Genomic DNA, 23,745 nt, shown 5'->3' with positions numbered 1-23,745 from the left:
CACGGTAACCACGTGCGCAACATTATTGCCGGTCAATCATGGCCGGAGATGCCTTTGGGAAAGGATGCACCTTATGTCCGACGTCGAACGCGAAGCCATGGAATACGATGTCGTGATCGTCGGCGCTGGCCCTGCGGGCCTGAGCGCTGCGATCCGCCTGAAACAGCTTAATCCCGACCGCGAGATCGTGGTGCTGGAAAAAGGCAGCGAAGTTGGCGCGCATATCCTGTCCGGCGCGGTGCTTGATCCCTGTGGTCTGGATGCGCTGATCCCCGACTGGAAGGAAAAGGGCGCGCCGCTGAATGTGCCGGTGAAAGTGGATAATTTCTACATGTTGGGTGAAGCCGGTAAAATCCGCGTGCCCAATTTTCCGATGCCGCCCTTGATGAACAACCACGGCAATTACATCGTGTCGATGGGTAATGTCTGTCGCTGGATGGCCGAACAGGCCGAAGAAATGGGGATCGAGATTTTCCCCGGCATGGCCTGTTCCGAGCTGATTTATGCCGAGGATGGCAGCGTCAAAGGCGTGGTCGCCGGCGAGTTCGGCAAAAACGCCGACGGAACTCCCGGCCCGTCCTATGAACCCGGCATGGAGTTGCACGGCAAATACGTGTTCCTGTCCGAGGGCGTGCGCGGCAGCCTGTCGAAAGAGGTGATCGCCAAATACGACCTCTCCAAAGGCAAGGAACCGCAGAAATTCGGCCTTGGCATGAAGGAAATCTGGGAGATCGACCCCGACAAACACCGCGAAGGCACTGTAACCCACACCATGGGCTGGCCCTTGGGCAGCAATGCGGGCGGCGGGTCGTTCATCTATCACCTTGAGAACAATCAGGTATATATCGGTTTTGTGGTGCATCTGAACTACAAAAACCCGCATCTGTTCCCTTACATGGAATTCCAGCGCTTCAAGCATCACCCGATGGTGGCCGAGCTGCTGAAAGGCGGCAAGCGTGTGGCCTATGGCGCGCGGGCCATCACCGAGGGCGGGTACCAGTCGATGCCCAAGATGGTGGCGCCGGGCGTCGCGCTTTTGGGCTGTTCGGTGGGCATGGTCAACGTGCCGCGCATCAAGGGTAACCACAACGCCATGCTGTCGGGCAAAGCCGCAGCCGAGGCCGCGCACGCGGCGCTTGAGGCGGGTCGCGCCAGTGACGAGCTGACTGATTACGAGAACGAGGTTCGCACAGGGGCCATTGGTAAAGACCTGAAAAAAGTGCGCAACGTCAAGCCGCTTTGGTCGAAGTACGGGCTGCTGGCGTCGCTTACCGTGGGCGGGTTCGACATGTGGACCAACACATTTGGCTTCAGCCTGCTGGGCACGGTCAAGCATGGTAAGACCGACGCCGCCGCGACCGAACCCGCGGACAAGCACAAGCCGATCGAGTATCCCAAACCCGATGGCAAACTGTCATTTGACCGCCTTACCAATGTCAGCTTTTCGATGACCAACCACGAAGAAAGCCAGCCCGCGCATCTGCGACTGAAAGACGCCAGCGTACCGATTGGCGTGAACCTGCCAACCTATGCCGAACCTGCGCAGCGCTATTGCCCGGCAGGCGTGTACGAGGTGGTGGAAAAGGACGGAAGCCCCGAGTTTGTGATCAACTTCCAGAACTGCGTCCACTGCAAGACCTGCGATATCAAGGACCCCAGCCAGAACATCACCTGGGTCACCCCGCAGGGCGGCGACGGGCCAAACTATCCGAATATGTAACCTTGTTGTGAAAACTTGCGCACGGGGCGGCAAATCAGCCGCCCCGCATTGCTTTGGGCCCGCTTGCATATTACCTTGCGCCGAAACCCATAACCAAAGGCAGGCCCGCGTGAAAATCCGAATCCTTCCAGCGTTTGTCATTGCCACTGTTCTGTCTATGATGGCCCCGCCTGCGGTCGCAGGCGAGGCTACAGGCGCCTATCTGGCTGCACGTCAGGCCCGGTATGACAAAGATTTTGCCGCCGCCGCCCAATATTTCACCCGTGCGCTAACGCAGGATCCGTCCAACCCGGCCATCCTTGAAAACGCGGTTGTAGCCCATGTGGCACTGGGGCGCGTGGACCGGGCGGTACCAATTGCCCGCAAAATCGAAGCTGACGGCTTGCGCAGTCAGGTTGCGTCGATGGCACTTATTGCCGATGCAGCAATCCGCGAAGCGCATGACGATATTCTGGCGCGGCTCAAGGACGGGCGTGGCATGGGTGCATTGGGTGACGGTCTGATCAGGGCCTGGACCTACCTCGGCAAGGGCGACATGACCAAGGCGCTGGCCGAGTTTGACAAGGTTGCCACAGAGCCCGGCTTGCACGCCTTTGCGATCTACCACAAGGCACTTGCCCTTGCCTCGGTCGGGGATTTTGAAGGCTCCGACAAGATTTTTTCGGGCAAATCTGATGGCCCGCTGCAACGCACCCGTCGCGGCATCATTGCATGGGCGCAGATTCTCAGTCAGTTGGAGCGCGACACCGAAGCCGTCGCACTGATCGACGACACATTTGGCACCGATCTTGACCCCGAGATTGCCCAGTTGCGAGCCGCATTGTCGAGCGGCGAACGGGTGCCTTTTGCCTTGGTGCACAATTCACAAGATGGCATCGCCGAGGTGTTCTTTTCGCTGGGTCAGGCCCTGATGAGCGAAACAGGCGAGGATTACGTTCTGCTTTATGCCCGTATTGCGGAATTTCTAAAGCCCGATCATATTGATGCGATCATCATGTCAGCCGAACTGCTTGAGGGGCTGGAACGCTACGAACTGGCCACCGAGGCCTATAAACGCGTCCCGCGCGACCACCCGTCGTTTCACGCAGCCGAACTTGGCCGCAGTGACGCGCTGCGCCGTTCCGGTAAAACCGATGCTGCGATAGAAGTCCTGGAGCGACTGGCAGAAACTCACCCTGATCTGCCGATGGTCCATGTGGCTGCGGGCGATCTTTACCGTCAGCTGGAACGGTTTGGCGATGCGGTGAAGGCCTATGACCGGGCGCTTGCGCTATATGCCGAACGCGACACCGATCAGTGGTTTGTGCATTATACGCGCGGAATCAGCCACGAACGGCTGGATGATTGGAAAAAAGCCGAAATTGATTTCCGCAAGGCGCTTGAACTGAAACCCGATCAGCCACAGGTGCTGAATTACCTTGGCTATACGATGGTCGAAAAGCAGGTCAATCTGGACGAAGCCCTGAACATGATCGAACGCGCCGTCAAAGCCCGCCCTGACAGCGGCTATATCGTGGATTCACTGGGCTGGGTGCTGTATCGGCTGGGCCGTTACGAAGAGGCGATCGGCCATATGGAACACGCCGCCGAGCTTGAACCCGTTGACCCTGTGGTCAACGATCATCTGGGTGACGTGCTGTGGGCCGTTGGCCGCTATAACGAGGCCCGGTTCCAATGGAAGCGCGCCCTGTCGTTTGTAGAGAAGGGCAGCACGACAAGTGATGCCGATCCCGATCGCATCCGCCGCAAGCTTGAGGTCGGTTTGGATGTTGTCTTGTCCGAAGAAGGATCCGAGCCGCTGAAAGTGGCCAATGAAACCGATTAAAGCATTCGCCCCGGCCAAGGTTAACCTCACGCTGCATGTCACGGGACGGCGCGATGACGGGTATCACATGCTTGATTCGCTGGTGATGTTCGCCGATGTCGGCGATCGCATCAGCGTTACCCAATCGGATGTTACCCGCCTAAAGGTCACCGGCCCGATGGCCGCTGGTGTTCCCGCAGATTCTAGTAATCTGGTGGTGAAAGCCGCCGAGCTGATGGGTATTTCGGCGGATATCAGATTGAAAAAATTCCTGCCGAATGCCGCCGGGATCGGTGGCGGCTCCAGTGATGCAGCCGCAACCCTCAGGGCGCTATCCTTGCTTTCTGGTCAGCCGGTACCGGATAATGTGCTGTCGCTTGGCGCCGATGTGCCTGTTTGTCTGGCGCAGGGGGCTGCCCGGATGCAGGGCATTGGCGATAGAGTCATTTCTGTACCGGGCCTGCCCATGCTGCATGCAGTGCTAGTCAATCCAATGTTGCCAGTCCCCACAGCCCGCATCTTTGAGCGTGTGGAAAACCACGAAAACCCCCCGATGCCACGGGGGCTGCCAACAGGGGTGACAGCCGCCGAGCTGATCCAATGGCTGGCAACACAGCGTAACGATCTGCAAGAGCCTGCAATCGCTGCGGAACCCGCGATTGAACAGGTTTTTCGTATCCTTGAGGTGACGCCGGGCTGTTTGCTGGCGCGAATGTCGGGCTCGGGGGCGACATGTTTCGGGCTTTATACAGGTGCTGAAACCGCTGCCTCGGCAGCCGGTCGCCTGCAAGAAACCTATCCGGGTTGGTGGGTGGCAGCCACCCGTCTGAACAGCGTCAGCTGATCCGCGCGACCACGTAATCGGCCAGATCAATCAGCATTGTACGCAATGAATGCTCTGGCATTGCGGCAAGCGCCGATTTTGCCTTTTCAGCCCATGCAAGCGCATCCTGCCGGGTCTGGCTCAGGGTGTCATGCGCGTTCAGCAGCGCCATGGCATGGTCCAGATCGCCATCGCGCTGATCGCCCTTTTCGATTGTCCGGCGCCAGAACGCGCGCTCGTCGTCATCGGCGGCAGCTATGGCCTTGATCACCGGCAGCGTCAGCTTGCGTTCGCGAAAATCGTCGCCCACGTTCTTGCCGGTGACCGACATGTCGCCCTGATAATCCAATAAGTCATCGACAATCTGAAACGCGATCCCAAGCGCATCGCCATATTCATAAAGCGCCCTGACCTGTGTCTCGGGCGCACTGGCAATGACGCCACCGACCTCGGTTGCGGCCGAAAACAGCGCGGCGGTCTTGCCACGCACGATCTGAAGATAAATCGCCTCGGTTGTCGACAGGTCACGCGCGGCGGTCAGTTGCAACACCTCGCCTTCGGCAATCGTGGCCGAGGCATTGGCAAGAATGTCGAGCACCCGCAACGAACCGGTTTCGACCATCAATTGAAAGGCACGCGAGAATAGATAATCACCCACCAGAACGCTTGATTTGTTGTCCCACAGCAGGTTTGCGGTGGGGCGCCCGCGGCGTTGCGCACTTTCGTCTACCACGTCGTCATGCAGCAGGGTTGCAGTGTGAATGAATTCAACAGTGGCAGCCAGATGCACGTCAAATTCGCCGCCATAACCACACATGTCGGCGGCGGCCAGTGTCAGCATCGGACGCAGGCGTTTGCCGCCGGCCTCGACCAGATGGGCGGTGACTTCCGGGATTCGCGGTGCGTGGCGCGAGGCCATACGCTTGCGGATCAACTCGTTCACCGCATCCAGCTTGGCCGTCAGATGCGCGGCAAGTTGTTCATGCGGTTTGGTTGCGGCCTCGTCCAATCCCATCACACTCCTGTTTCACCGCTCGACAATCAGCGGGCGGTGCCCTTAAGTCATCCCCATGAAACAGCTTTTACGCACCACTGATCCGACATCAATAGCATTCGCCAAGGCCCTGCTTCAGGGCGAGGGTATAGACTGCTTTGAAATGGACGTAAATATGAGCGTCCTTGAGGGCTCGATCGGTATTTTTCCGCGCCGGATCATGGTAGCGGACGACGATTTTGAACAAGCGGCCAAAACGCTCAATGACAACGGGATAGATGTGGATGGCTGAAGGCTGGACCGATGCCCAGTTAAGCTGCGATGACTTTCTTGGCGGGCAACTGAAAATCCTGCAACCGCTGCGGGGGTATCGCGCCGGGATCGACCCCGTTCTGCTGGCTGCCAGCATCCCTGCAGGGGCCGGTGACTGCGTATTGGAGCTGGGGTGTGGTGCTGGCGTGGCTGCGCTGTGTCTGGGGCGTCGTGTGCCGGGTGTTGCGCTGACAGGGCTTGAGGTGCAGCCAGACTATGCAGCCCTTGCGCACCGTAATGCTGTTGATAACAGGATTGATTTCACAATTCTGACCGGCGATCTGAACGACATGCCTGATGAGTTGCGGCAACGGCAGTATTCCCACGTCATCGCCAACCCCCCGTACTTTGACCGCAGGTCCAGCACCGCCGCACAGGATGCGGGCCGCGAAACCGCCCTGGGCGGTGAAACGCCACTGGCCGACTGGGTAAAAGCCGCGGCGAGGCGGGTTGCCCCGAAGGGGTATGTAACGATGATCCAGCGGGCCGACAGGCTGCCGGAACTGTTAGCTGCTTTTTCGGAAAGGCTTGGATCGCTTGAGGCATTGCCGCTGATCCCCCGGCGCGGCCGGTCTGCGCCTCTGGTCCTGCTGCGCGGGCGCAAAAGCGGGCGGGCTGCATTCAGGCTACATGACGGCTGGAAATTGCACAAAGGCAAGACCCACAAACATGACGGTGAAAACTACACCAAAGCAACGGCTTGTGTGCTGCGTAATGGCTCAGCACTGCCGTTTCCTGCCTGAACCTTTTAAATTAGCAGAATTTTTTTCAGCGCATGCTGCAACTGCAGCGTGACAGGTGGCAGAATTTATGATGCACTTGTCATGTAGATTTCACATTCAGAGAGGAGAACGCCCATGAGCTTGAGTTCACATGTAGAGGAACTAAAGAAAAAACACCAAACTCTCTCGGATCAGGTAGAAGATGCGCAACGCGCGCCAGGGTCAAATGACCTGGAAATCGCTGAACTCAAGAAGCAGAAGCTGAAACTCAAGGAAGAGATCGAACGACTTTCTGTCGGCGCCTGAACTGGCGTAAATTTTCCTGATGTCAATCAGACCGTGGTTACGTGTAGGCGTTGCCAAGTTGGATTTTTGTTTGACCAAGCAACCGCGAAAAGCAACAACACGGGGCCGGATTTCGGCCCCTTTTATTTTTAAATAATACTGTAACCTCAAATACTTCCGGCGAAAATAGGCAATGCACGGCTTAATGCCCAGCGTCAGATTACAACACCCACATCTTACGGGTGATCGTTGCAAGCGGGTTTGGAAAAAGCAAAGTGCCGGTCAGCGAAACCGGCCCTTTCCAATTCTTTCAAAAGATATTTAGGCGAAGAACTGTGCCCCGTTCGCCGAGATGGTCGAGCCATTGATGAATTGTGCATCATCCGCTGCCAGGAAGACGACGCAGCGGGCAATCTCTTCGGGCTCACCCAGACGACCGGCAGGAATCATGCTGATGATGCTCTCGCGCACTTTTTCCGGCACTGCCATAACCATTTCTGTGGCGATATAGCCAGGGCAGACGGCGTTGGCGGTAATGCCGGCGCGGGCGCCTTCCTGGGCAAGGCTGCGCACGATGCCGATGTCGCCGGCCTTGGTCGCGGCATAGTTTACCTGGGCGAACTGGCCCTTCTGGCCGTTTACCGAGGAGATCACGATCACCCGGCCAAACTTGCGCTCGCGCATGCCGGGCCAGACCGGGTGCACGGTGTTGAAAACGCCGGTCAGGTTGGTGTCGACCACTTGATGCCACTGTTCGGGGGTCATCTTGTGGAACGGCGCGTCGCGGGTGATGCCAGCGTTGGCGACCACGATGTCGATCGGGCCAAGCTCGGCCTCGACCTTGGCAATGCCGGCGGCGCTTTCGTCATAGTCGGCGACGTTCCACTTGTAGGTTTTGATACCGGTTTCAGCGCTGAAAGAGGCCGCTGCTTCGTCGTTGCCGGCATAGGTTGCGGCAACATTATAGCCTTCGGCTTTCAGGGCTTTCGAGATGGCAGCGCCGATCCCGCGTGATCCACCGGTTACAAGTGCTGTTCGGGCCATGGTATTCTCCAATTTGGTTAAATGCGTTGGTAACTCTGTTACTATTACGTGCACACATGCGCAATATTATTGCGCGGGAATTTTTCTACCGAACCACTAACGTTTGCCGGTTCGTCGTTGATCCTGGGCTTATCTTACAAAAAAGGAGCGCCAGTCAGGCACCCCTTTTCCAAAGCGATTCGGGGGCGAGGGTTGCTTAGACGCGCTCGACGCACAGCGCCACACCCATTCCGCCGCCGATGCACAACGTGGCAAGACCTTTGTTGGCGCCGCGTCGCTTCATTTCAAACAGCAGCGTGTTCAAAACGCGGCATCCAGAGGCGCCGATCGGGTGGCCAATGGCGATGGCACCACCGTTCACGTTCACAATCGCCGGATCCCAGCCCATTTCCTTGTTTACGGCACAGGCCTGCGCGGCAAAGGCTTCGTTGGCCTCGACCAGATCCAGATCACCAACCGACCAGCCGGCTTTGTCCAGCGCCTTGCGGCTGGCATAGATCGGACCCACACCCATGACCGACGGGTCCAGACCGGCGGTTGCATAAGAGGCGATGCGCGCCAGCGGCTCGATTCCGCGTTTTTCAGCCTCATCCGCGCTCATCAAAAGGGTGGCAGCAGCGCCGTCATTCAGACCCGAGGCGTTAGCGGCCGTGACCGACCCGTCTTTGGTAAAGGCCGGGCGCATCTTTTGCATGGCTTCGATATTGGCGCCATGACGGATGTATTCATCTTTGTCGACCACGATGTCGCCCTTGCGGGTCTTGACGGTAAAGGCGGTGATTTCGTCGTCAAATTTACCGGCCTTCTGCGCCGCTTCAGCCTTGTTTTGCGAGGCCACGGCAAATTCATCCTGCATGTCGCGGGTAATCTGCCACTGGTCTGCAACATTTTCTGCGGTCTGCCCCATGTGGTAGCCATTGAAGGCGTCCCACAACCCATCACGGATCATCGTGTCGATATATTTCATGTCGCCCATTTTATGCCCGGCGCGCAGATTTGCGGCGTGGGGGCTGAGGGTCATGTTTTCCTGACCACCGGCGCAAACGATGCTGGCATCGCCAAGCTGGATATGCTGCGCGCCAAGCGCCACGGCCCGCAGGCCTGAACCACAAACCTGGTTGATACCCCAGGCCGCCGATTCAATTGGAAGGCCTGCGTTGATATGGGCCTGACGTGCCGGATTCTGGCCCTGAGCGGCTGTCAGGACCTGTCCCAGAATGGTTTCCGAAACCTCGCCCTTTTCGATGCCTGCACGCGCAACTACCGCTTCAAGTACCGCTGCCCCCAGATCGTGGGCAGGCGTGTTGGCGAACGAGCCGCCGAAAGATCCTACAGCGGTGCGCGCTGCGGATGCGATTACTACATTGGTCATATGTGTCCTCCACCGGAATATCTTGGCCGTGAGGTTCGGGATACCACATCTATGGCGGGTTCCTGAAGCCCCTCGTTTCCGCTGCGTGATATCCTAGATGCCGCACTGCGGCAATGGACCGAGTGTCACAGGTCAGGCAGAAGCGAGGCCAAGATCGGTTTCCAGCCACGGCGGATGCACAGTCGGGGCACCGAAATAATACCCCTGCAGGCAGTCAATTCCCATTTTTGTGACAAAGGCCGCATCCTGCGGTTGCTCGACGCTTTCCGCGACCGTCAGCATGTCAAACTGGCGGGCCACTGCCAGCAGCGCCGAGGTCAGCACCTGATTATCCGAATCACTGGCGATACCACGAATGAACTGGCCATCAATCTTGAGGATATCAAAATAGAAATCCTTCAGGTACCGGAACGATGTATACCCTCCACCGAAGTCATCCAGCGCAAAGCTGATGCCTTTGCGCTGCAGATTATTCATGAAGTCTATCACAAGTTCGGGCACCAGCATGGCCGAGCTTTCGGTGATTTCAAGAATCAGGCGCTCGGCGGTGGTCGGATCCCTGGCCACTCCCTGAGCAAGAATGCGGTTCCAGCGACGATACCCGATAGACCGGGCCGACATGTTTATGGCCAGCCTTAGGTCAGGATAATCTCTGAGCGCTTTCAAGCCTTTTTCAAGTGCCAGGCAGTCTATCACACGCCCGGTTTCGGTGGTTTCAATCGCGGTTATGAACTGCTTTGCCGGAATCACGCGGCCGGTGCTGTCCAGCACGCGAATCAGCCCCTCGTAAAAAGCGGGTTTCCTTGCCGACCCGCTGGTACCACTGCCTGATAAGCCAGCATGACCTGTTTGTGGCGCACCGCGTCCTCGACCATCTGGATTACTGAACGATCCCGCGACACTGCCGCGTATGATAGCGGGTTATCATGCCCGGCAGGTACGTCTGCCCATTTACCCTTGCGTAGTCGACCCATGGCTGTCTCCGGTTGCCTGCGGTTCAAAGGTTGGTCTATTCGCACTAAAGAACTCTTAAAGAGACATTTTGAATGTTTTCTGTCTGTATCTTTGGGAAAAGGGTGATTGAAATGTCAGAGCGATGCGGTTGGGTTGGTGTTGACGCGATCTATGAGGCTTATCACGATACGGAATGGGGCGTGCCCGAATACGACAGCCGGACCCTTTGGGAGAAACTGATTCTGGACGGGTTTCAGGCTGGACTCAGCTGGATCACGATCCTGAAGAAACGCGATAATTTTCGGGCCGCTTTTCAAGGATTTGATCCCGATATCATTGCACGCTGGGGCGAGGATGACGTGCTGCGCCTGCTGGCCGATCCGGGGATCATCCGCCACCGCGGCAAGATAGAAGCAACCATTGGAAACGCCCGCGCCTGGCAGCGGATCGAGATCGACAAAGGGTTTGACCGTTACTTGTGGGATTTTGTAGGCGGCAAGCCCATTCAGAACCGATGGGCGACGTTGGCCGATGTACCGGCATACACCGATTTATCCGTCGAAATTTCGAAAGATTTGAAAAGAAAAGGTTTCAAATTTTGCGGACCCACAATTGTTTATGCCTTCATGCAGGCCATGGGCATGGTCAATGACCACCTTGTCACCTGCCCCTGTCATGCCCAGGTAGCAAAACTGGCCAGGTAACATCCACGGTCCGCCGTGGGAATGTTTGGCATTGCAGCATGAATGCTATAAAGAAACGCCTCTGATGACCCAAAAGCGCGAAACCATGACCCAGACTGCCCCGATCACACAGGATGTGATGACCATTCCCCGAAAGCTGCCCGACGGACCGATCAATCTGGTTGGCCTGACCCGCGAGGCGCTGCGTGAGACGCTTATCGCTTTTGGCACGCCGGAAAAGCAGGGCAAGATGCGTGCAGGCCAGATCTGGCAGTGGATCTACCAATGGGGCGTTCGCGATTTTGCGTCGATGACAAACCTCTCAAAGGCTTACCGCGCAGAACTGGCCGAGAAATTCGTGGTTGCGATCCCCGAAGTGGTCAGCAAACAGGTCAGTTCGGACGGCACCCGTAAATATCTGGTCCGAATCGCCGGGGGACATGAGGTTGAGGTCGTCTATATCCCCGAAGAAGATCGCGGTACGCTGTGCGTCTCGTCTCAGGTCGGTTGCACGCTGACCTGTTCGTTTTGCCACACCGGCACGCAGAAACTGGTGCGCAACCTGACTGCAGGCGAAATCATCGGTCAGGTAATGATGGCACGCGACGATCTGGGCGAATGGCCCGAGCAGGGCGCGCCCAAGGATGAAACCCGGCTGCTGTCGAACATCGTACTGATGGGTATGGGCGAGCCGCTTTATAATTTCGACAACGTGCGTGACGCGATGAAGATTGCGATGGACCCGGAAGGTATCCAGCTGTCGCGCCGCCGCATCACGCTAAGCACGTCTGGCGTTGTACCCGAGATCGCCAAAACCGCCGAAGAGATCGGCTGTCAGTTGGCCATATCCTTTCACGCCACCACCGACGAGGTGCGCGACCGGCTGGTGCCGATCAACAAGAAATGGAATCTAGAGGTATTGCTTGAGGCGCTGCGAAGCTATCCCAAGGTCAGCAATTCGGAACGGATCACCTTTGAATATGTCATGCTGAAGGACGTGAACGACAGTGACGAAGACGCCCGCCGCCTGATTCAGCTGATCAAGGGCATCCCGGCCAAGATCAACCTTATCCCGTTCAACGAATGGCCCGGCGCGCCCTACCAACGATCCAGCAACAATCGCATCCGCGCCTTTGCTGACATCATCTACAAGGCAGGATATGCCAGCCCTATCCGCACCCCGCGCGGCGAGGATATCATGGCTGCCTGCGGGCAATTGAAATCGGCCACCGAACGCGCCCGGAAATCCCGCGCCCAGATCGAGGCTGAAACCCGTTCCTGATTTGCGACGGTGCGTGTCGCAAATCTGTTAGCTATGCGCCAGTCGTCTTGTACCCTTTGGACATGGAAAACGACGGTATTTTCAGCGACCATACCGATGCGCCGCTTGCCTCGGTTCTGGATGCGCTGCAATCGGCTTCAGCAACCCCATTCGATCACGCGCATCCGATTCCGGCGGCCGTCAATCACTCGGCTGAATTCTACATCCACGAGCGAAACAAGCTTTTCATGCAGGAGTGGATCTGCATCGGCCGTGCCGATGAAATTGCCGGTGCCGGCGATTACCTGACGCATCAGGTGACCGGTGTGCCAGTGCTGATCGTGCGACAGGCGGATGGCAGCATAAAGGGGTTCGTGAATGCCTGCGCGCATCGCTTTGCCTGTCTGGTGCCGGATAAAAAGGGCACAACCAAACGCTTTACCTGCCCCTATCATGCCTGGACATACGACCTGAACGGCACGCTGGTCCGCGCGCCCTACATGGAGATGAAAGAAGGGTTCGACCGCTCCGAACATCGGCTGCGCCGCCTGTGCACAGAGGTCTGGGAGGGATTTGTCTATGTCAGCCTGTCTGAAAGACCCAAATCCCTGGCCGACGCGCTGGAACCACTGCGTGCCAACGTCGTCGGACGCTATGACATGGCCTGCTATCAGACGGTCATGCGCGAGGAAATGATCTGGAATGCCAACTGGAAAAACCTGATCGAAAATTTCACCGAAAGCTACCATGTGCCGATGGCGCATAAAAAGACCTTTGCCAAACATGGCAAACCGCTGGAAAAATACATTTGCGGCGAAGACAGTGACCACTTCGGCTATCACCGGGCGCCGCAACAGGCCGAAACCGGCAGCGGCGCCGCACACCCCGGCAATACCCGGCTCAAGGGCGAATGGCGGCGGATGATGGTGGATTTCTGTGTCTTCCCCTGCCACCTGGTCACGGTGATGCCGGATTACCTTTGGTATATCTCGGTGCAACCCGAAGGGATTGGGCGGTTCCGCGCAACCTGGGGGGTGGGCATTCCGCCCGAAATCCTGGCAGATATCCCGGCAGGGGATTACGATCGCTGGCTGAATAACCTTCGCGACTACATGAATGTTGCCAATAACGAAGATAAACTGCTGGTCGAGGCGCTTTATCGCGGCACCGCCTCTACACATCTGCCCAGGGGCACGCTTCATCCGATTGAACGTAATCTGTGGCAATTCACCAGGTACCTGGCCCGCCTGTGTTGCGGCGGGTGACCTAAGGGAAATGTGACAGGTGCCCTTACAATTCCCCGGCTGCGCCTTTTTTCAACAAGAATTCTGCCTTGAGTATTAACTATCCAGAACCTTGCCAAAACCATTTGAAAGGCAGGAATTGATGGAAAATTTGAACCCCGGTGCAAAAAACCAGATCCGCGAACTGGTTATGCGTGAACGCACAATGGCTTTGTCCGAGCGTGAATGGAAACACCGCTTGCGTGGCTACGGCTATGCAATCATGGACACCGACGAAGGCCAAATGATCACTTCGCTTGTTCAGGGTGCAGCCCTGTGCAGCCTTCCCGCACACGCATTGGCCTGATCTGTTCGCGGTTTTTCTGAACGGCACTCCCTTGCGGGTAGCGCCCCCAACCGCGCGAAAGCGCTGAAAATCGATTTGCGTCGCTGGCGCGCCTTTTCAGCAGTAAGCCCTGGGTTTATTCCGCCTCCCAGTTGTTGATGATTTCCATCGCTTCCTGCGCGGTTTCGACAAAACGGAACAACTCCAGATCTTCGGGGCTGATGGTGCCGGCATCTGCCAGCGCATCCCAATTGACGATCGACCGCCAGAATGTCTCGCCAAACAGCAGGAAGGGCATGCGGTTCATCCTGTCGGTCTGAATCAGCGTCAATGCCTCGAACATCTCATCCAGTGTACCAAACCCGCCGGGAAAGACGCAGACCGCCTTGGCCCGCATCAGGAAATGCATCTTGCGGATGGCGAAATAGTGGAAATTGAAACACAAGCCAGGGGTGACGTATTCATTCGGTGCCTGTTCATGCGGCAGAACGATATTAAGCCCGATGGACGACCCGCCCGCATCAGCCGCGCCACGATTGCCCGCCTCCATCACGCCGGGGCCACCGCCCGTCGCCACCACATATTCACGCCCATAACTGGCCATTGATTTCTCGGTTACCAACCGCGAAAATTCACGCGCTTCGTCATAATAATGCGACAGGTCCGCCAGGGTTTTGGTACGTGCGCCGTCCTTCTTCGAGGGCTCGGGAATACGGGCGCCGCCAAACAGGACAACCGTGCTTTCAATTCCGCGCTCGTTCAGAATCATCTCGGGTTTGAGCAATTCCAGCTGCAAACGCACCGGGCGCAACTCGTCCCGGCACATAAAGTCGGGATCGTTGAAAGCCAGCCGGTAGGCCGGTGCGCGGGTCTGGGCGGTGTCTGGCACCTGTTCGGCGGAACTGCGGTCGGAATGGGCGTCGCGAAACTGGCTAAGGCGTTCGTCTTTCATCACTCATACATCCTTGCTTGGGTCTTTTTCTTTAGGGGTATAGGTTTCGGACAAACTTGGGAAGTGACAGAGGTGTGACAGATGTATTGGACCAAAGAAATCAAAGCTGCCACAGGTCGTATCGCGCCCCATGTCCGCCGGACCCCGATATTGCAGGCCAAAGGATTCGGACTGAGTTATCCGGTCGCGCTGAAACTCGAGCAGATGCAACATACCGGCAGCTTCAAGGCCCGTGGCGCGTTCAATACGCTTCTGTCCGGGCCTGTGCCCAAGGCCGGGCTGGTGGCAGCCTCGGGCGGCAATCATGGGGCCGCTGTGGCCTATGCCGCAGCACAACTCGGGCATCCGGCGCGGATTTACGTGCCAGAAATGGCAGGCCCTGCGAAAATGGCGCTGATCCGGGAACAGGGTGCCAATCTGATAGTAGTGAAAGGCGCCTATGCTGACGCCGCAGAACAGGCCATGGAATGGCAAAACGCCACCGGAGCGATGCAGGTACACCCCTATGATGCCAGCGCCACGGTGGCCGGGCAAGGCACCTGCATGGCAGAATGGGAAGATCAGGGACTGGACGCCGACACCGTGTTGATTGCGGTGGGCGGCGGCGGGTTGATCGCAGGCGCTCTGGCCTGGCTGGACGGGCGACGCAAGGTGGTGGCGGTAGAACCAGCGAAATCCTGCGCTCTGAATGCCGCCCTTGAGGCAGGCAAGCCGGTGGATGTCGAGGTGTCCGGCGTGGCCGCCAATGCGCTTGGTGCCCGGCGGATCGGCACTATGTGTTTCGACCTGGCGCAGACAACGACCCTTGAAAGCGTTCTGGTGCGCGACAAGGATATCACGGCAGCACAGGCCGCACTCTGGCGCGAGATGCGGCAACTGGTAGAACCGGCAGGCGCCACGGCCCTTGCCGCGTTGATGTCGGGAGCATACCAACCCCAGCCGGATGAGAGGGTAGCAGTGCTGGTCTGCGGCGGCAACATCGCGCCCGATCCGTTGGAATAATAAACACGGCGGCGCAGTTTTACCCAACCCCAATGCGCCCATGTGGCGTGATCTGTTTACGCAGGGTCGCATTGCGCGTGGCGGGGATGCAACTTATACGCCATTGCAAACACCAGACAGAGATCAGGGGAAACAGTCCATGTCCAACACCCAGCTTGAACAAGCCATCGAAGCCGCCTGGGAGGCGCGCGACACAATCAACACCGCCACCACCGGCGAGACCCGCGAAGCCATTGAGGACACGCTGAACGCATTGGATAGCGGCACCCTTCGCGTGGCTGAACGGAGCGACAATGGCGACTGGCATGTCAACCAGTGGGCCAAAAAAGCAGTTTTGTTGTCCTTCCGTCTGAATGACATGGAAATCATCGAAGGGGGCCCCGGCAATGCCGGCTGGTGGGATAAAGTGCCGTCGAAATTCGATGGTTGGTCCGAAAACCGTTGGCGCGACGCGGGTTTTCGCGCCGTTCCCGGATCAATCGTGCGCCGCTCGGCCTTTATCGCACCCGGCGTTGTGCTGATGCCCTCCTTTGTGAACATCGGCGCCTATGTCGACGAAGGCTCGATGGTGGACGGCTGGGCAACGGTGGGATCGTGCGCCCAGATCGGTAAAAACGTGCACCTGTCCGGTGGCGTGGGCATCGGCGGGGTGCTGGAACCAATGCAGGCCGGGCCGACAATCATCGAAGACAACTGTTTTATCGGCGCCCGCTCTGAAGTGGTCGAGGGCTGCATCATCCGCGAAGGCTCGGTTCTGGGGATGGGTGTGTTCATCGGTCAGTCAACCAAGATCGTCGACCGCGAAACCGGTGAAGTGTTCTATGGCGAAGTGCCACCGTATTCGGTGGTTGTCGCCGGATCGATGCCAACCAAGAACAATATAAACCTGTATTGTGCGGTGATCGTGAAGCGCGTGGATGAAAAGACCCGTTCGAAAACTGGCATCAACGAATTGCTGCGCGATTGATCCTGCCCAGCCTTTGTTGCTGACAAACGCCCCTTTGTCGGAGGGGCGTTTTTTTATGAAAATGCTGCGGCAGGCCTAAACTGGCGCGGTAACTTCAGAAGTCTCGCTGCAAATTGACCAGCGTCAATTTTTTGCACCGCAAAGATGCTATAAAGAAAAGGTTCTCCAGTGGAGTTCGAATTACGAGTGGGGGTGTTTAGCCTTATTAAGGTTGCCAAGTTAAGGCAGGGGCACGGTGCATATTGCATCGTGCCCTAGTTGTTGAGCAAGCCTGCAAACACCGCGTCATTGTCCCCAAACAATCGGGCATCGTTGATCATTTCTTCGGCTTCTCCCCGACTTTTCCTCCAGCTTTTTTCCAGCCCGAAAACCCGTCGTTGATATGGCTTACATTCTTCAACCCCATGTCCTGCGCTGCGCGCGCCGACAGGGCCGAGCGCCAGCCCGAAGCACAGTAGAACACAAACCGTTTGCCCGACTGGAACTGCGGCTTGGCATAGGGGCTTTCGGGGTCGATCCAGAACTCCAGCATCCCGCGCGGACAGTGAAAGGCACCTGGTATCATGCCCTCACGTTCCAGCTCTCGCGGGTCGCGCAAATCAACGAATGTCACATCCTCCGCACCGTGCAGGTCCAGAAGATCGGCGGCTGGCGCGTGATCGACCATGGCATTTGCTTCGGCTACCATATCCTTGATGCGTTTCATTCCCGGCCCTCTCGCGGTAAAGAATATTGTCCGACGACAAGACTAGGCGGCGCTTCGGAAAATGAAAAGACGGCTTCCGACGCTTGACTTCATGCCGGGGGTGGCGCAGGTCTTGCGACGATCAAAAGGCGCGCAGATGAGTGACAAACAACCAAAGAAACCTTCACGCCAGCAGGTCTTTACCCTGCTGGTCGAAATTGGCCGCAAAGAAGGAGACGGCCTGCCTGAAAAGGCGACCGGCGCGGCACTGATGGTCTATGCCAGCGGCGTGGACGAGGCCGAGGCCGTGCGCGAAACCGTAGCGATCCTGAAGCAGGCTGACACTGCCCCGCTGGATGTCTCCGGCTACGGCACGCTGGAAGAGCGCGAATCCGAAGGCCATGACATCAGTGAGGAAGAACGCGGGCTTATGCAGCGTGCCTTGCAGGAAAACGCCGTGATTGTGGCGCAGGTGACACCGTTTTTCGACTGATCCTTTGCGATTACCTGAAACACCTTTGTGTTGTGGGCCCCAACAGACAACTGACAACCCAAACGGACTTTGCGCTGGTATGTCGGCAGTCCAGACGTATCAGTTGTGCAGATTTCCCACAGATTTTTGCGTAGGCAAGTTAACCGGCCCCAACGATGCCAGGGGACATTTTCCACAATGCAGCGCGGTTTTGACCTCCCTGGCGTCATCTCAATAAACGCGCCGACATATCATATTCATACCTCAAGGATGCAGACGGGCCCGCGTTTGACGAACCCGCATATTTCACCGTGATGGATGCCCATTGTGCCCTATGCGCAAAGGGGGGCGCGATGGATCGCCCATAACGACCGGCGTGATGAATTCAGGATCATCCCGATGCAATCCGCCTTGGGCCGCGCCTTGTTGCTGCATTACGATCTGGACCCGGATGATCCGTCATCCTGGCTATATGTTGAACGTGGAATTGCCTTCAGCTCGCTTGACGCCGTGATCCGGGTGGGCCTGCAACTGGGTGGGATTTGGCGCGCGCTGACGCTGTTGCGCATCATTCCGAAGGGCCTGCAGGACCGGCTGTATTATTTCGTTGCCCGCAAACGCTATCGTCTCAGCGGACATGCAGACCTGTGCACACCGCCCGACCCGGATGTGCAACACAGGCTGATCAGATGAGGGTTGCCATCCTTGGCGATCGAGGCAATCCTGCGTAAGGCGATGGTCGGCGATCTGCCTGAAACCGGCGCGCGCCCTGCAACCCGAGCGTTGGAGCTATCGGATTATGACAACCTGTTTCAGGGACGCAGAATATTCACCGGATGGCGCCGCCCCTTGCCGCAATATGCACCGCTATACAGGCGTGTTCTGGGCGATGTGTTTGACAGGCTTCCCACCGCAAGGGCGCGATGTGCCCGTAACGGTGACGCTGACGCCACAAAACGCGGGCGAACTATGGGTTCGGCAATTCGGCGACTCAACCTTTGAAAACCTCTAAAGTCAGGGAAAGGGGCGCAATAAACACCTGTTGCTGGAACGTTTCGGGCCCATCACCGTGGCGCTGGCCCTGGTTGTCGATGACGGGCGGCTTTATCTGAAACCCAGACGCTGGTCTGTTCTGGGCCTTCCTCTGCCCAAGGCGCTGTTGCCTGGCGGCGCATCGTTTGAACACGCCAGCGACGGGCATTTCAATTTTGACGTCACCATAAGCGCGCCCATTGTCGGGTTGATCGTAAAATACAGGGGCCAATTACAACCCGATACGCCATAAGGCATGTTTGCGACACAAAGCGACGTCGCCCACAAGACAGAAAGCACCGGCACCCCTATGTTTGCATCGCCCCATGTCACTTGACGTGGAAATCCCAAAGATCCGGCTGACATTGCTGGATATCTGCCTTGGCGTCACGGTGGCGCTGCTTTGGGGCATGGGCATTGTTTTTGCCAAGGCGGCAATTACCCATTTCCCCCCGATCCTGCTGATGTCGCTTCGGTTTACCGTGACAGCGCTTGTGCTGGTGTGGTTCGTGCGCCCGCCCATCGCCCACCTGAAGGCATTGTTTTGCATCGCACTGATTTCAGCGGCGCTGCAATACAGCCTGACGTTTACCGGGCTCAAGGGGCTGGATGCAGGCGTGGCCGCGCTGATCGTCCAACTTGAGGTGCCGTTTCTGGTACTGACCGGCGTGATTTTCCTGCGCGAGCGCCCGGGCTGGCGCAAATGGGCGGGGATCGCACTGGCGTTTTTCGGGGTTTATCAGATTTCCGGCGAACCCGAGATTGCCGCCGCCTGGGGTTCTGTCCTGCTGGTCATTTCTGGTGCGGCGGTCTGGGCGATCGGCCAGGGCATGGTGCGCAATCTGCGCGACATTGACGGGCTGACGGTCACGGCATGGGTCGCGGTGATGGCCGCCCCGCAACTTCTGGTGATGTCACTGCTGTTTGAAACCGGACATGTCGCCGCCATCACACATGCCAATTGGGTGGTCTGGAGCGCGGTGATCTATCTGGGCGTGGTGATGACCGCAATCGGTTATGGCATCTGGTACACGCTGGTGCGGCGCAACCCGGTCAGTCAGGTCGCGCCGTTCCTGTTGTTGCTGCCGCTGTTTGCGGTGCTGGGGGGCACGCTTTTCCTGGGCGAGGTATTGGGCCCGCAGGTGATGCTGGGCGGTGCGATTGTGATCGCGGGGGTGGCGTTTATTTTGACGGACAAGGGGTAAGTCCGACGGCCAAATCCGGATATAGTAGGCTGTTCTGAGTTGGGGACTACATAATGACGCATATTTTATAGCTGACGTGAATATTGTCGAAGTACTTTATAGTTTAATGCCGTAGCCTATAAGGTGCATGGCCTGATTTACAAAAGGCTATAAAATGAAAAATGCTGATTTTGAGCATTCACCGAGCGGATATCTTGTTCCCACGGTTTATGACCAACGGGCATTTATGCCGAAGCCATTGCCGCCACAAATTGATCTGGGAAAGGTGGCGCTGAGCCTTTCCGAAATATCGGTCTTTTGGTCGACATGTTGTTTGAAACACCTGCTGTACAGGTCAGTGATGTGGTGAACCGGATTGGGATCACCGATGCCGCCGCCCGAAATCTGCTCAGGCAGTTGACCGAGATTGGCGTATTGCGTGAGGCGGCACTTTGCTATCCCACGGCATGGATTGCCGCCGAACTGATTGAGGTTTCAAGCCCATAGCCACAGCCCGCCTCGCGAGGACGGTACGAAAGGGACGGAGGAACCGCGCGTTAAACCGCGCGTTCGACCATCATTTTCTTGATCTCGGCAATGGCCTTGGCCGGGTTCAGGCCCTTGGGGCAGGTCTTGGTGCAGTTCATGATCGTGTGACACCGATACAGTTTGAACGGATCTTCCAGATCGTCCAGACGCTCGCCCGTAGCCTCATCGCGGCTGTCGATGATCCAGCGATAGGCGTGCAACAATGCCGCCGGCCCAAGATATTTGTCACCATTCCACCAATAGCTTGGGCAGGATGTCGAACACGACGCGCACATCACGCATTCATAAAGCCCATCCAGTTTCGAGCGGTCCTCGATCGACTGTTTCCACTCTTTCGCGGGGCGGTTCGTTTTGGTCTCAAGCCAAGGCATGATGCTGGCGTGCTGCGCATAAAAATGCGTCAGGTCCGGGATCAGGTCGCGCACCACGGGCATATGCGGCAGCGGATAGATTTTCACGTCACCCTTGATCTCGTCCATGCCATAGATACAGGCCAGCGTGTTGATGCCGTCGATATTCATCGCGCAGGACCCGCAGATGCCTTCGCGGCAAGACCGGCGGAAGGTCAGCGTCGGGTCAATCTCGTTCTTGATCTTGATCAGCGCGTCCAGAATCATCGGCCCGCAGGTATCCATATCCACAAAATAGGTATCCACCCGGGGGTTCTTTCCGTCATCCGGCGTCCAGCGATAAATCTGGAACTTGCGCACATTTGTGGCGCCCTCGGGCTTGGGCCATGTCTTGCCCGTCGTCACCCGGGAATTCTTTGGCAGAGTAAGTTCAACCATCTTGTCTACTCCTTCTCAGCCGCCCAGCAGGGTCAGGCTGTTTTCGGCAATGCATTGTACGGCATCGGGGCGACTGGCAATGTCCACCACCTGTTCCACCGTCGATTGGGTCATACCGGTCACGCTGGCCCCGGCGATCTGAATGATTTCCCCGGCCGAGGCCGCATCGATGACGCAATCGGTCACCGGCGCGGCATTCACGCCCGGAAACCTATTGGCAACGACACCGTTGACCACTGATTTGGCCCGATCACGGGCAACCGCATCCGCCTCGTCATTGGCGGCGGTACAGCCGGTCAACAGCGCCAAAGGCAAGATAAGATTAACAATCCGGCGCATCATTAATTGTCTATGCAATAGGTTACACCACCATAAATAACTCCTGCGTATTTGGGACAGAAGCCGTCAGTCCGGCGCGTCAAACGGGATGCAGCCTTGGCGGATGAGGTGCCATAAGTTGTCGTTTTCGACGTGGTGGCGCCCGAAGTTCCTTCAGCGGTAGACTGGCCACCGGCGGCCGCCTTGCTTTCTATGCATGCATTCAGCACCGTGGCCCCCCTTTGTGTGCCACCTTGGGTCGTGATTGGGGTAAGAACAGGCACCTTCTGGCCCGCAGGCGAACTATATGCGCCCTTAATACCAGTTTCGAACATACATTCGTTTACAAGTGCCTGACCCGGATCGCGTTTGCCAATAATTCCGCCGCTTGTGCAAGCTGAAGTCAGAAGGATACTCAAAATGGCGATGGCTTTCATGACATCCCCCATCAGAAGGTCCTCTCTTTTGGCGCGATCTTCTTCAGGCTGATTCCGCCCTCTTTCTCGGTGGTCAGCGGGTCGGCGATGATTGGCCGATAGGTCAGGTCAACTTTGTTACCCTCCACACGCGCGATTGTGTGCACCCGCCATTTTTCATCATCGCGTTTCGAGAAATCCTCGTGCGCATGGGCGCCTCGGCTTTCATGCCGGGCCTCGGCACCGTTGATCGTGGCCAGCGCATTGGGCATCAGGTTGGTCAGTTCCAGCGTTTCCATCAGGTCACTGTTCCAGACAAGGCTGCGGTCGGTGACCTTCAGGTCATCCAGCTTGGCAGCGATATCCTTCATCTTGTCCACGCCTTCCTTCAGCGTTTTCGAGGTGCGGAAAACAGCGGCATCCGCCTGCATGGTTTTCTGCATCTCAAGCCGCAGATCGGCGGTGGGGGTACCACCTTCGGCATGGCGCAACCCGTCGAACCGGTCAAACGCCTTGTCGACCTGCGCGGTATTCGTTGCAGGCACAGCACTGTCGGCATCCACAACCTTGCCCGCCCGAATGGCGGCAGCGCGGCCAAAGACCACAAGGTCAATCAGAGAGTTTGATCCCAAACGGTTCGCACCATGAACGGATGCACAACCGGCCTCACCCACGGCCATCAGGCCGGGTACCACTGCATGCGGGTCTTTCTTGGTGGGGTTCAGCACCTCACCCCAATAGTTGGTCGGGATACCGCCCATGTTGTAATGTACCGTGGGCAGAACCGGGATCGGTTCCTTGGTCACATCCACACCCGCGAAAATCTTGGCCGATTCCGAAATCCCCGGCAGGCGCAGGTTCAGCGCCTCGGGCGGCAGGTGGCTCAGGTTCAGGTGGATATGATCACCCTCAGGCCCAACGCCACGGCCTTCGCGAATTTCCATGGTCATCGATCGCGAAACGTAATCGCGCGGCGCCAGATCTTTATATTGCGGCGCATAACGCTCCATGAACCGCTCGCCCTCGGAGTTGGTCAGGTATCCGCCTTCGCCGCGCGCGCCTTCGGTAATCAGGCAGCCCGCACCGTAAATCCCCGTCGGGTGGAACTGCACAAACTCCATATCCTGCAGCGGCAGACCCGCACGCGCCACCATTCCGCCACCGTCGCCGGTGCAGGTATGGGCCGAAGTCGCCGAGAAATAGGCGCGACCGTAGCCGCCCGTGGCCAGAACGACCATCTTGGCGTTGAACACATGCATCGTGCCATCATCGAGCTTCCAGCAGACAACCCCGGTGCAGGTGCCATCGGTCATGACCAGATCAATCGCGAAATATTCGATGTAGAACTCGGCATTGTTCTTCAGGCTCTGGCCATAAAGCGTGTGCAGAATGGCGTGGCCGGTCCGGTCAGCTGCGGCACAGGTACGCTGTACCGCGGGGCCTTCACCAAATTCGGTGGTGTGGCCACCAAACGGGCGCTGATAAATCTTGCCTTCTTCGGTACGGCTGAAGGGGACACCGTAATGTTCCAACTCGTAAACCGCTTTGGGCGCTTCACGGGCCAGATATTCCATCGCATCGGTATCGCCCAGCCAGTCAGACCCCTTGACGGTGTCATACATGTGCCACTGCCAGTGGTCCGGGCCCATGTTCGAAAGCGACGCGGCAATGCCGCCTTGTGCGGCCACCGTGTGGCTTCGTGTCGGGAAAACCTTGGTTACACAGGCGGTGCGCAGCCCCTGTTCGGCCATGCCAAGCGTGGCGCGCAGACCAGCACCGCCAGCCCCCACAACAACCACGTCATAATCATGTGTCTCGTATTCGTAAGCAGCCATGA

General features: G+C 57.6%; 27 protein-coding genes and 1 pseudogene. 18 read left to right on the top strand and 10 right to left on the bottom strand.

Annotated features, from left to right (window positions below; all coding sequences use genetic code 11):
* The first annotated feature begins 73 nt into the window (after positions 1 to 73).
* The 3 genes from PEL8287_RS04765 (at position 74) to PEL8287_RS04755 (ending at position 4,368) form a co-directional block, all read left to right on the top strand.
* A complete protein-coding gene (locus PEL8287_RS04765) occupies positions 74 to 1,720 on the top strand; it encodes an electron transfer flavoprotein-ubiquinone oxidoreductase (RefSeq protein WP_085891208.1) in 1,647 nt (548 codons plus the stop codon).
* A gap of 109 nt (positions 1,721 to 1,829) precedes the next feature.
* Positions 1,830 to 3,545: a tetratricopeptide repeat protein gene (locus PEL8287_RS04760; protein ID WP_306372174.1), complete on the top strand. Its 1,716-nt coding sequence runs from the start codon at positions 1,830 to 1,832 to the stop codon at positions 3,543 to 3,545.
* The gene (locus PEL8287_RS04755; RefSeq protein ID WP_085891207.1) at positions 3,532 to 4,368 is read left to right on the top strand and encodes a 4-(cytidine 5'-diphospho)-2-C-methyl-D-erythritol kinase; all 837 of its coding nucleotides are present in this window, start codon (positions 3,532 to 3,534) and stop codon (positions 4,366 to 4,368) included. The genes PEL8287_RS04760 and PEL8287_RS04755 overlap by 14 nt, the downstream gene beginning before the upstream one ends.
* Here PEL8287_RS04755 and PEL8287_RS04750 read toward each other — a convergent pair.
* Positions 4,361 to 5,362 (bottom strand): polyprenyl synthetase family protein, encoded by a 1,002-nt coding sequence (locus PEL8287_RS04750; protein WP_085891206.1) that lies wholly within the window; start codon positions 5,360 to 5,362, stop codon positions 4,361 to 4,363. The genes PEL8287_RS04755 and PEL8287_RS04750 overlap by 8 nt on opposite strands.
* A gap of 55 nt (positions 5,363 to 5,417) precedes the next feature.
* Here PEL8287_RS04750 and PEL8287_RS04745 point away from each other — a divergent pair, with 55 nt between their 5' ends.
* The 3 genes from PEL8287_RS04745 (at position 5,418) to PEL8287_RS04735 (ending at position 6,681) form a co-directional block, all read left to right on the top strand.
* Positions 5,418 to 5,633, top strand: a complete 216-nt coding sequence (locus tag PEL8287_RS04745) for a putative signal transducing protein (protein ID WP_085891205.1) — start codon at positions 5,418 to 5,420, stop codon at positions 5,631 to 5,633.
* Positions 5,626 to 6,396 carry a tRNA1(Val) (adenine(37)-N6)-methyltransferase gene (locus tag PEL8287_RS04740; protein WP_085891489.1) on the top strand — a complete coding sequence of 257 codons (771 nt, stop codon included), beginning with the start codon at positions 5,626 to 5,628 and terminating at the stop codon, positions 6,394 to 6,396. The genes PEL8287_RS04745 and PEL8287_RS04740 overlap by 8 nt, the downstream gene beginning before the upstream one ends.
* 114 nt (positions 6,397 to 6,510) lie before the next feature.
* Positions 6,511 to 6,681 carry a YdcH family protein gene (locus tag PEL8287_RS04735; protein ID WP_085891204.1) on the top strand — a complete coding sequence of 57 codons (171 nt, stop codon included), beginning with the start codon at positions 6,511 to 6,513 and terminating at the stop codon, positions 6,679 to 6,681.
* A 300-nt stretch (positions 6,682 to 6,981) separates the two neighbouring features.
* Here the strand turns inward: PEL8287_RS04735 and phbB are convergent, their stop codons facing one another.
* From phbB to PEL8287_RS04720, 3 genes and pseudogenes are all read right to left on the bottom strand, one after another.
* Complete coding sequence (gene phbB, locus PEL8287_RS04730; RefSeq protein ID WP_085891203.1) at positions 6,982 to 7,704, bottom strand: acetoacetyl-CoA reductase; 723 nt, start codon at positions 7,702 to 7,704, stop codon at positions 6,982 to 6,984.
* A gap of 196 nt (positions 7,705 to 7,900) precedes the next feature.
* A complete protein-coding gene (locus PEL8287_RS04725) occupies positions 7,901 to 9,076 on the bottom strand; it encodes an acetyl-CoA C-acetyltransferase (protein ID WP_085891202.1) in 1,176 nt (391 codons plus the stop codon).
* A gap of 132 nt (positions 9,077 to 9,208) precedes the next feature.
* Positions 9,209 to 10,050, bottom strand: a pseudogene (locus PEL8287_RS04720) (EAL domain-containing protein).
* A gap of 111 nt (positions 10,051 to 10,161) precedes the next feature.
* Between PEL8287_RS04720 and PEL8287_RS04715 the strand changes: the two are divergent.
* The 4 genes from PEL8287_RS04715 (at position 10,162) to PEL8287_RS04700 (ending at position 13,564) form a co-directional block, all read left to right on the top strand.
* Complete coding sequence (locus tag PEL8287_RS04715; protein WP_085891201.1) at positions 10,162 to 10,734, top strand: DNA-3-methyladenine glycosylase I; 573 nt, start codon at positions 10,162 to 10,164, stop codon at positions 10,732 to 10,734.
* An 85-nt stretch (positions 10,735 to 10,819) separates the two neighbouring features.
* Complete coding sequence (gene rlmN, locus PEL8287_RS04710; protein ID WP_085891488.1) at positions 10,820 to 11,995, top strand: dual-specificity RNA methyltransferase RlmN; 1,176 nt, start codon at positions 10,820 to 10,822, stop codon at positions 11,993 to 11,995.
* 62 nt (positions 11,996 to 12,057) lie between these two features.
* Positions 12,058 to 13,239 carry an SRPBCC family protein gene (locus PEL8287_RS04705; protein ID WP_085891487.1) on the top strand — a complete coding sequence of 394 codons (1,182 nt, stop codon included), beginning with the start codon at positions 12,058 to 12,060 and terminating at the stop codon, positions 13,237 to 13,239.
* Positions 13,240 to 13,360: 121 nt separating this feature from the next.
* Positions 13,361 to 13,564, top strand: coding sequence for a hypothetical protein (locus PEL8287_RS04700; protein WP_085891200.1), 204 nt, complete (start codon positions 13,361 to 13,363; stop codon positions 13,562 to 13,564).
* Between the two features lie 115 nt (positions 13,565 to 13,679).
* Here the strand turns inward: PEL8287_RS04700 and PEL8287_RS04695 are convergent, their stop codons facing one another.
* Positions 13,680 to 14,495 (bottom strand): LOG family protein, encoded by an 816-nt coding sequence (locus PEL8287_RS04695; RefSeq protein ID WP_085891199.1) that lies wholly within the window; start codon positions 14,493 to 14,495, stop codon positions 13,680 to 13,682.
* A gap of 81 nt (positions 14,496 to 14,576) precedes the next feature.
* On the opposite strand from PEL8287_RS04695, the gene PEL8287_RS04690 reads away from it, so the two are divergent.
* Both PEL8287_RS04690 and dapD read left to right on the top strand, forming a co-directional pair.
* Positions 14,577 to 15,497, top strand: a complete 921-nt coding sequence (locus PEL8287_RS04690) for a threonine/serine dehydratase (RefSeq protein ID WP_085891198.1) — start codon at positions 14,577 to 14,579, stop codon at positions 15,495 to 15,497.
* 139 nt (positions 15,498 to 15,636) lie between these two features.
* Positions 15,637 to 16,464: a 2,3,4,5-tetrahydropyridine-2,6-dicarboxylate N-succinyltransferase gene (dapD, locus tag PEL8287_RS04685; RefSeq protein ID WP_085891197.1), complete on the top strand. Its 828-nt coding sequence runs from the start codon at positions 15,637 to 15,639 to the stop codon at positions 16,462 to 16,464.
* A 316-nt stretch (positions 16,465 to 16,780) separates the two neighbouring features.
* Here the strand turns inward: dapD and PEL8287_RS04680 are convergent, their stop codons facing one another.
* A complete protein-coding gene (locus tag PEL8287_RS04680; protein ID WP_085891196.1) occupies positions 16,781 to 17,170 on the bottom strand; it encodes a rhodanese-like domain-containing protein in 390 nt (129 codons plus the stop codon).
* Between the two features lie 136 nt (positions 17,171 to 17,306).
* On the opposite strand from PEL8287_RS04680, the gene PEL8287_RS04675 reads away from it, so the two are divergent.
* From PEL8287_RS04675 to PEL8287_RS04650, 6 genes are all read left to right on the top strand, one after another.
* Positions 17,307 to 17,642 (top strand): DUF8846 family protein, encoded by a 336-nt coding sequence (locus tag PEL8287_RS04675; RefSeq protein ID WP_085891486.1) that lies wholly within the window; start codon positions 17,307 to 17,309, stop codon positions 17,640 to 17,642.
* 306 nt (positions 17,643 to 17,948) lie between these two features.
* Positions 17,949 to 18,314 (top strand): thiol-disulfide oxidoreductase DCC family protein, encoded by a 366-nt coding sequence (locus PEL8287_RS04670; protein WP_235862198.1) that lies wholly within the window; start codon positions 17,949 to 17,951, stop codon positions 18,312 to 18,314.
* Positions 18,315 to 18,326: 12 nt separating this feature from the next.
* Positions 18,327 to 18,623, top strand: coding sequence for a hypothetical protein (locus PEL8287_RS04665; protein WP_085891195.1), 297 nt, complete (start codon positions 18,327 to 18,329; stop codon positions 18,621 to 18,623).
* A gap of 40 nt (positions 18,624 to 18,663) precedes the next feature.
* Positions 18,664 to 18,906 (top strand): DUF4166 domain-containing protein, encoded by a 243-nt coding sequence (locus PEL8287_RS04660; RefSeq protein ID WP_176228560.1) that lies wholly within the window; start codon positions 18,664 to 18,666, stop codon positions 18,904 to 18,906.
* Positions 18,907 to 18,979: 73 nt separating this feature from the next.
* Complete coding sequence (locus PEL8287_RS04655) at positions 18,980 to 19,858, top strand: DMT family transporter (RefSeq protein ID WP_085891193.1); 879 nt, start codon at positions 18,980 to 18,982, stop codon at positions 19,856 to 19,858.
* Positions 19,859 to 20,164: 306 nt separating this feature from the next.
* Positions 20,165 to 20,344: a helix-turn-helix domain-containing protein gene (locus PEL8287_RS04650; protein ID WP_139837702.1), complete on the top strand. Its 180-nt coding sequence runs from the start codon at positions 20,165 to 20,167 to the stop codon at positions 20,342 to 20,344.
* Positions 20,345 to 20,394: 50 nt separating this feature from the next.
* Here PEL8287_RS04650 and PEL8287_RS04645 read toward each other — a convergent pair whose 3' ends face one another.
* From PEL8287_RS04645 to sdhA, 4 genes are read right to left on the bottom strand one after another with little or no spacing between them, the layout of a single operon-like run.
* Positions 20,395 to 21,174: a succinate dehydrogenase iron-sulfur subunit gene (locus PEL8287_RS04645; protein WP_085891191.1), complete on the bottom strand. Its 780-nt coding sequence runs from the start codon at positions 21,172 to 21,174 to the stop codon at positions 20,395 to 20,397.
* A 15-nt stretch (positions 21,175 to 21,189) separates the two neighbouring features.
* On the bottom strand, positions 21,190 to 21,516 hold the full coding sequence (locus tag PEL8287_RS04640) for a succinate dehydrogenase (protein ID WP_235862196.1): 327 nt from the start codon (positions 21,514 to 21,516) through the stop codon (positions 21,190 to 21,192).
* A complete protein-coding gene (locus PEL8287_RS04635) occupies positions 21,516 to 21,929 on the bottom strand; it encodes a hypothetical protein (RefSeq protein WP_139837701.1) in 414 nt (137 codons plus the stop codon). Before PEL8287_RS04635 ends, PEL8287_RS04640 begins: the two co-directional genes overlap by 1 nt.
* Positions 21,930 to 21,940: 11 nt before the next feature.
* Complete coding sequence (gene sdhA, locus PEL8287_RS04630) at positions 21,941 to 23,743, bottom strand: succinate dehydrogenase flavoprotein subunit (RefSeq protein WP_085891189.1); 1,803 nt, start codon at positions 23,741 to 23,743, stop codon at positions 21,941 to 21,943.
* Positions 23,744 to 23,745 lie beyond the last annotated feature (2 nt).

Source organism: Roseovarius litorisediminis (assembly GCF_900172295.1).
GTDB classification, from domain to species: domain Bacteria; phylum Pseudomonadota; class Alphaproteobacteria; order Rhodobacterales; family Rhodobacteraceae; genus Roseovarius; species Roseovarius litorisediminis.
The sequence above is the reverse complement of the archived record's forward strand: the minus strand, read 5'-3'. Positions and strand labels throughout refer to the sequence as shown.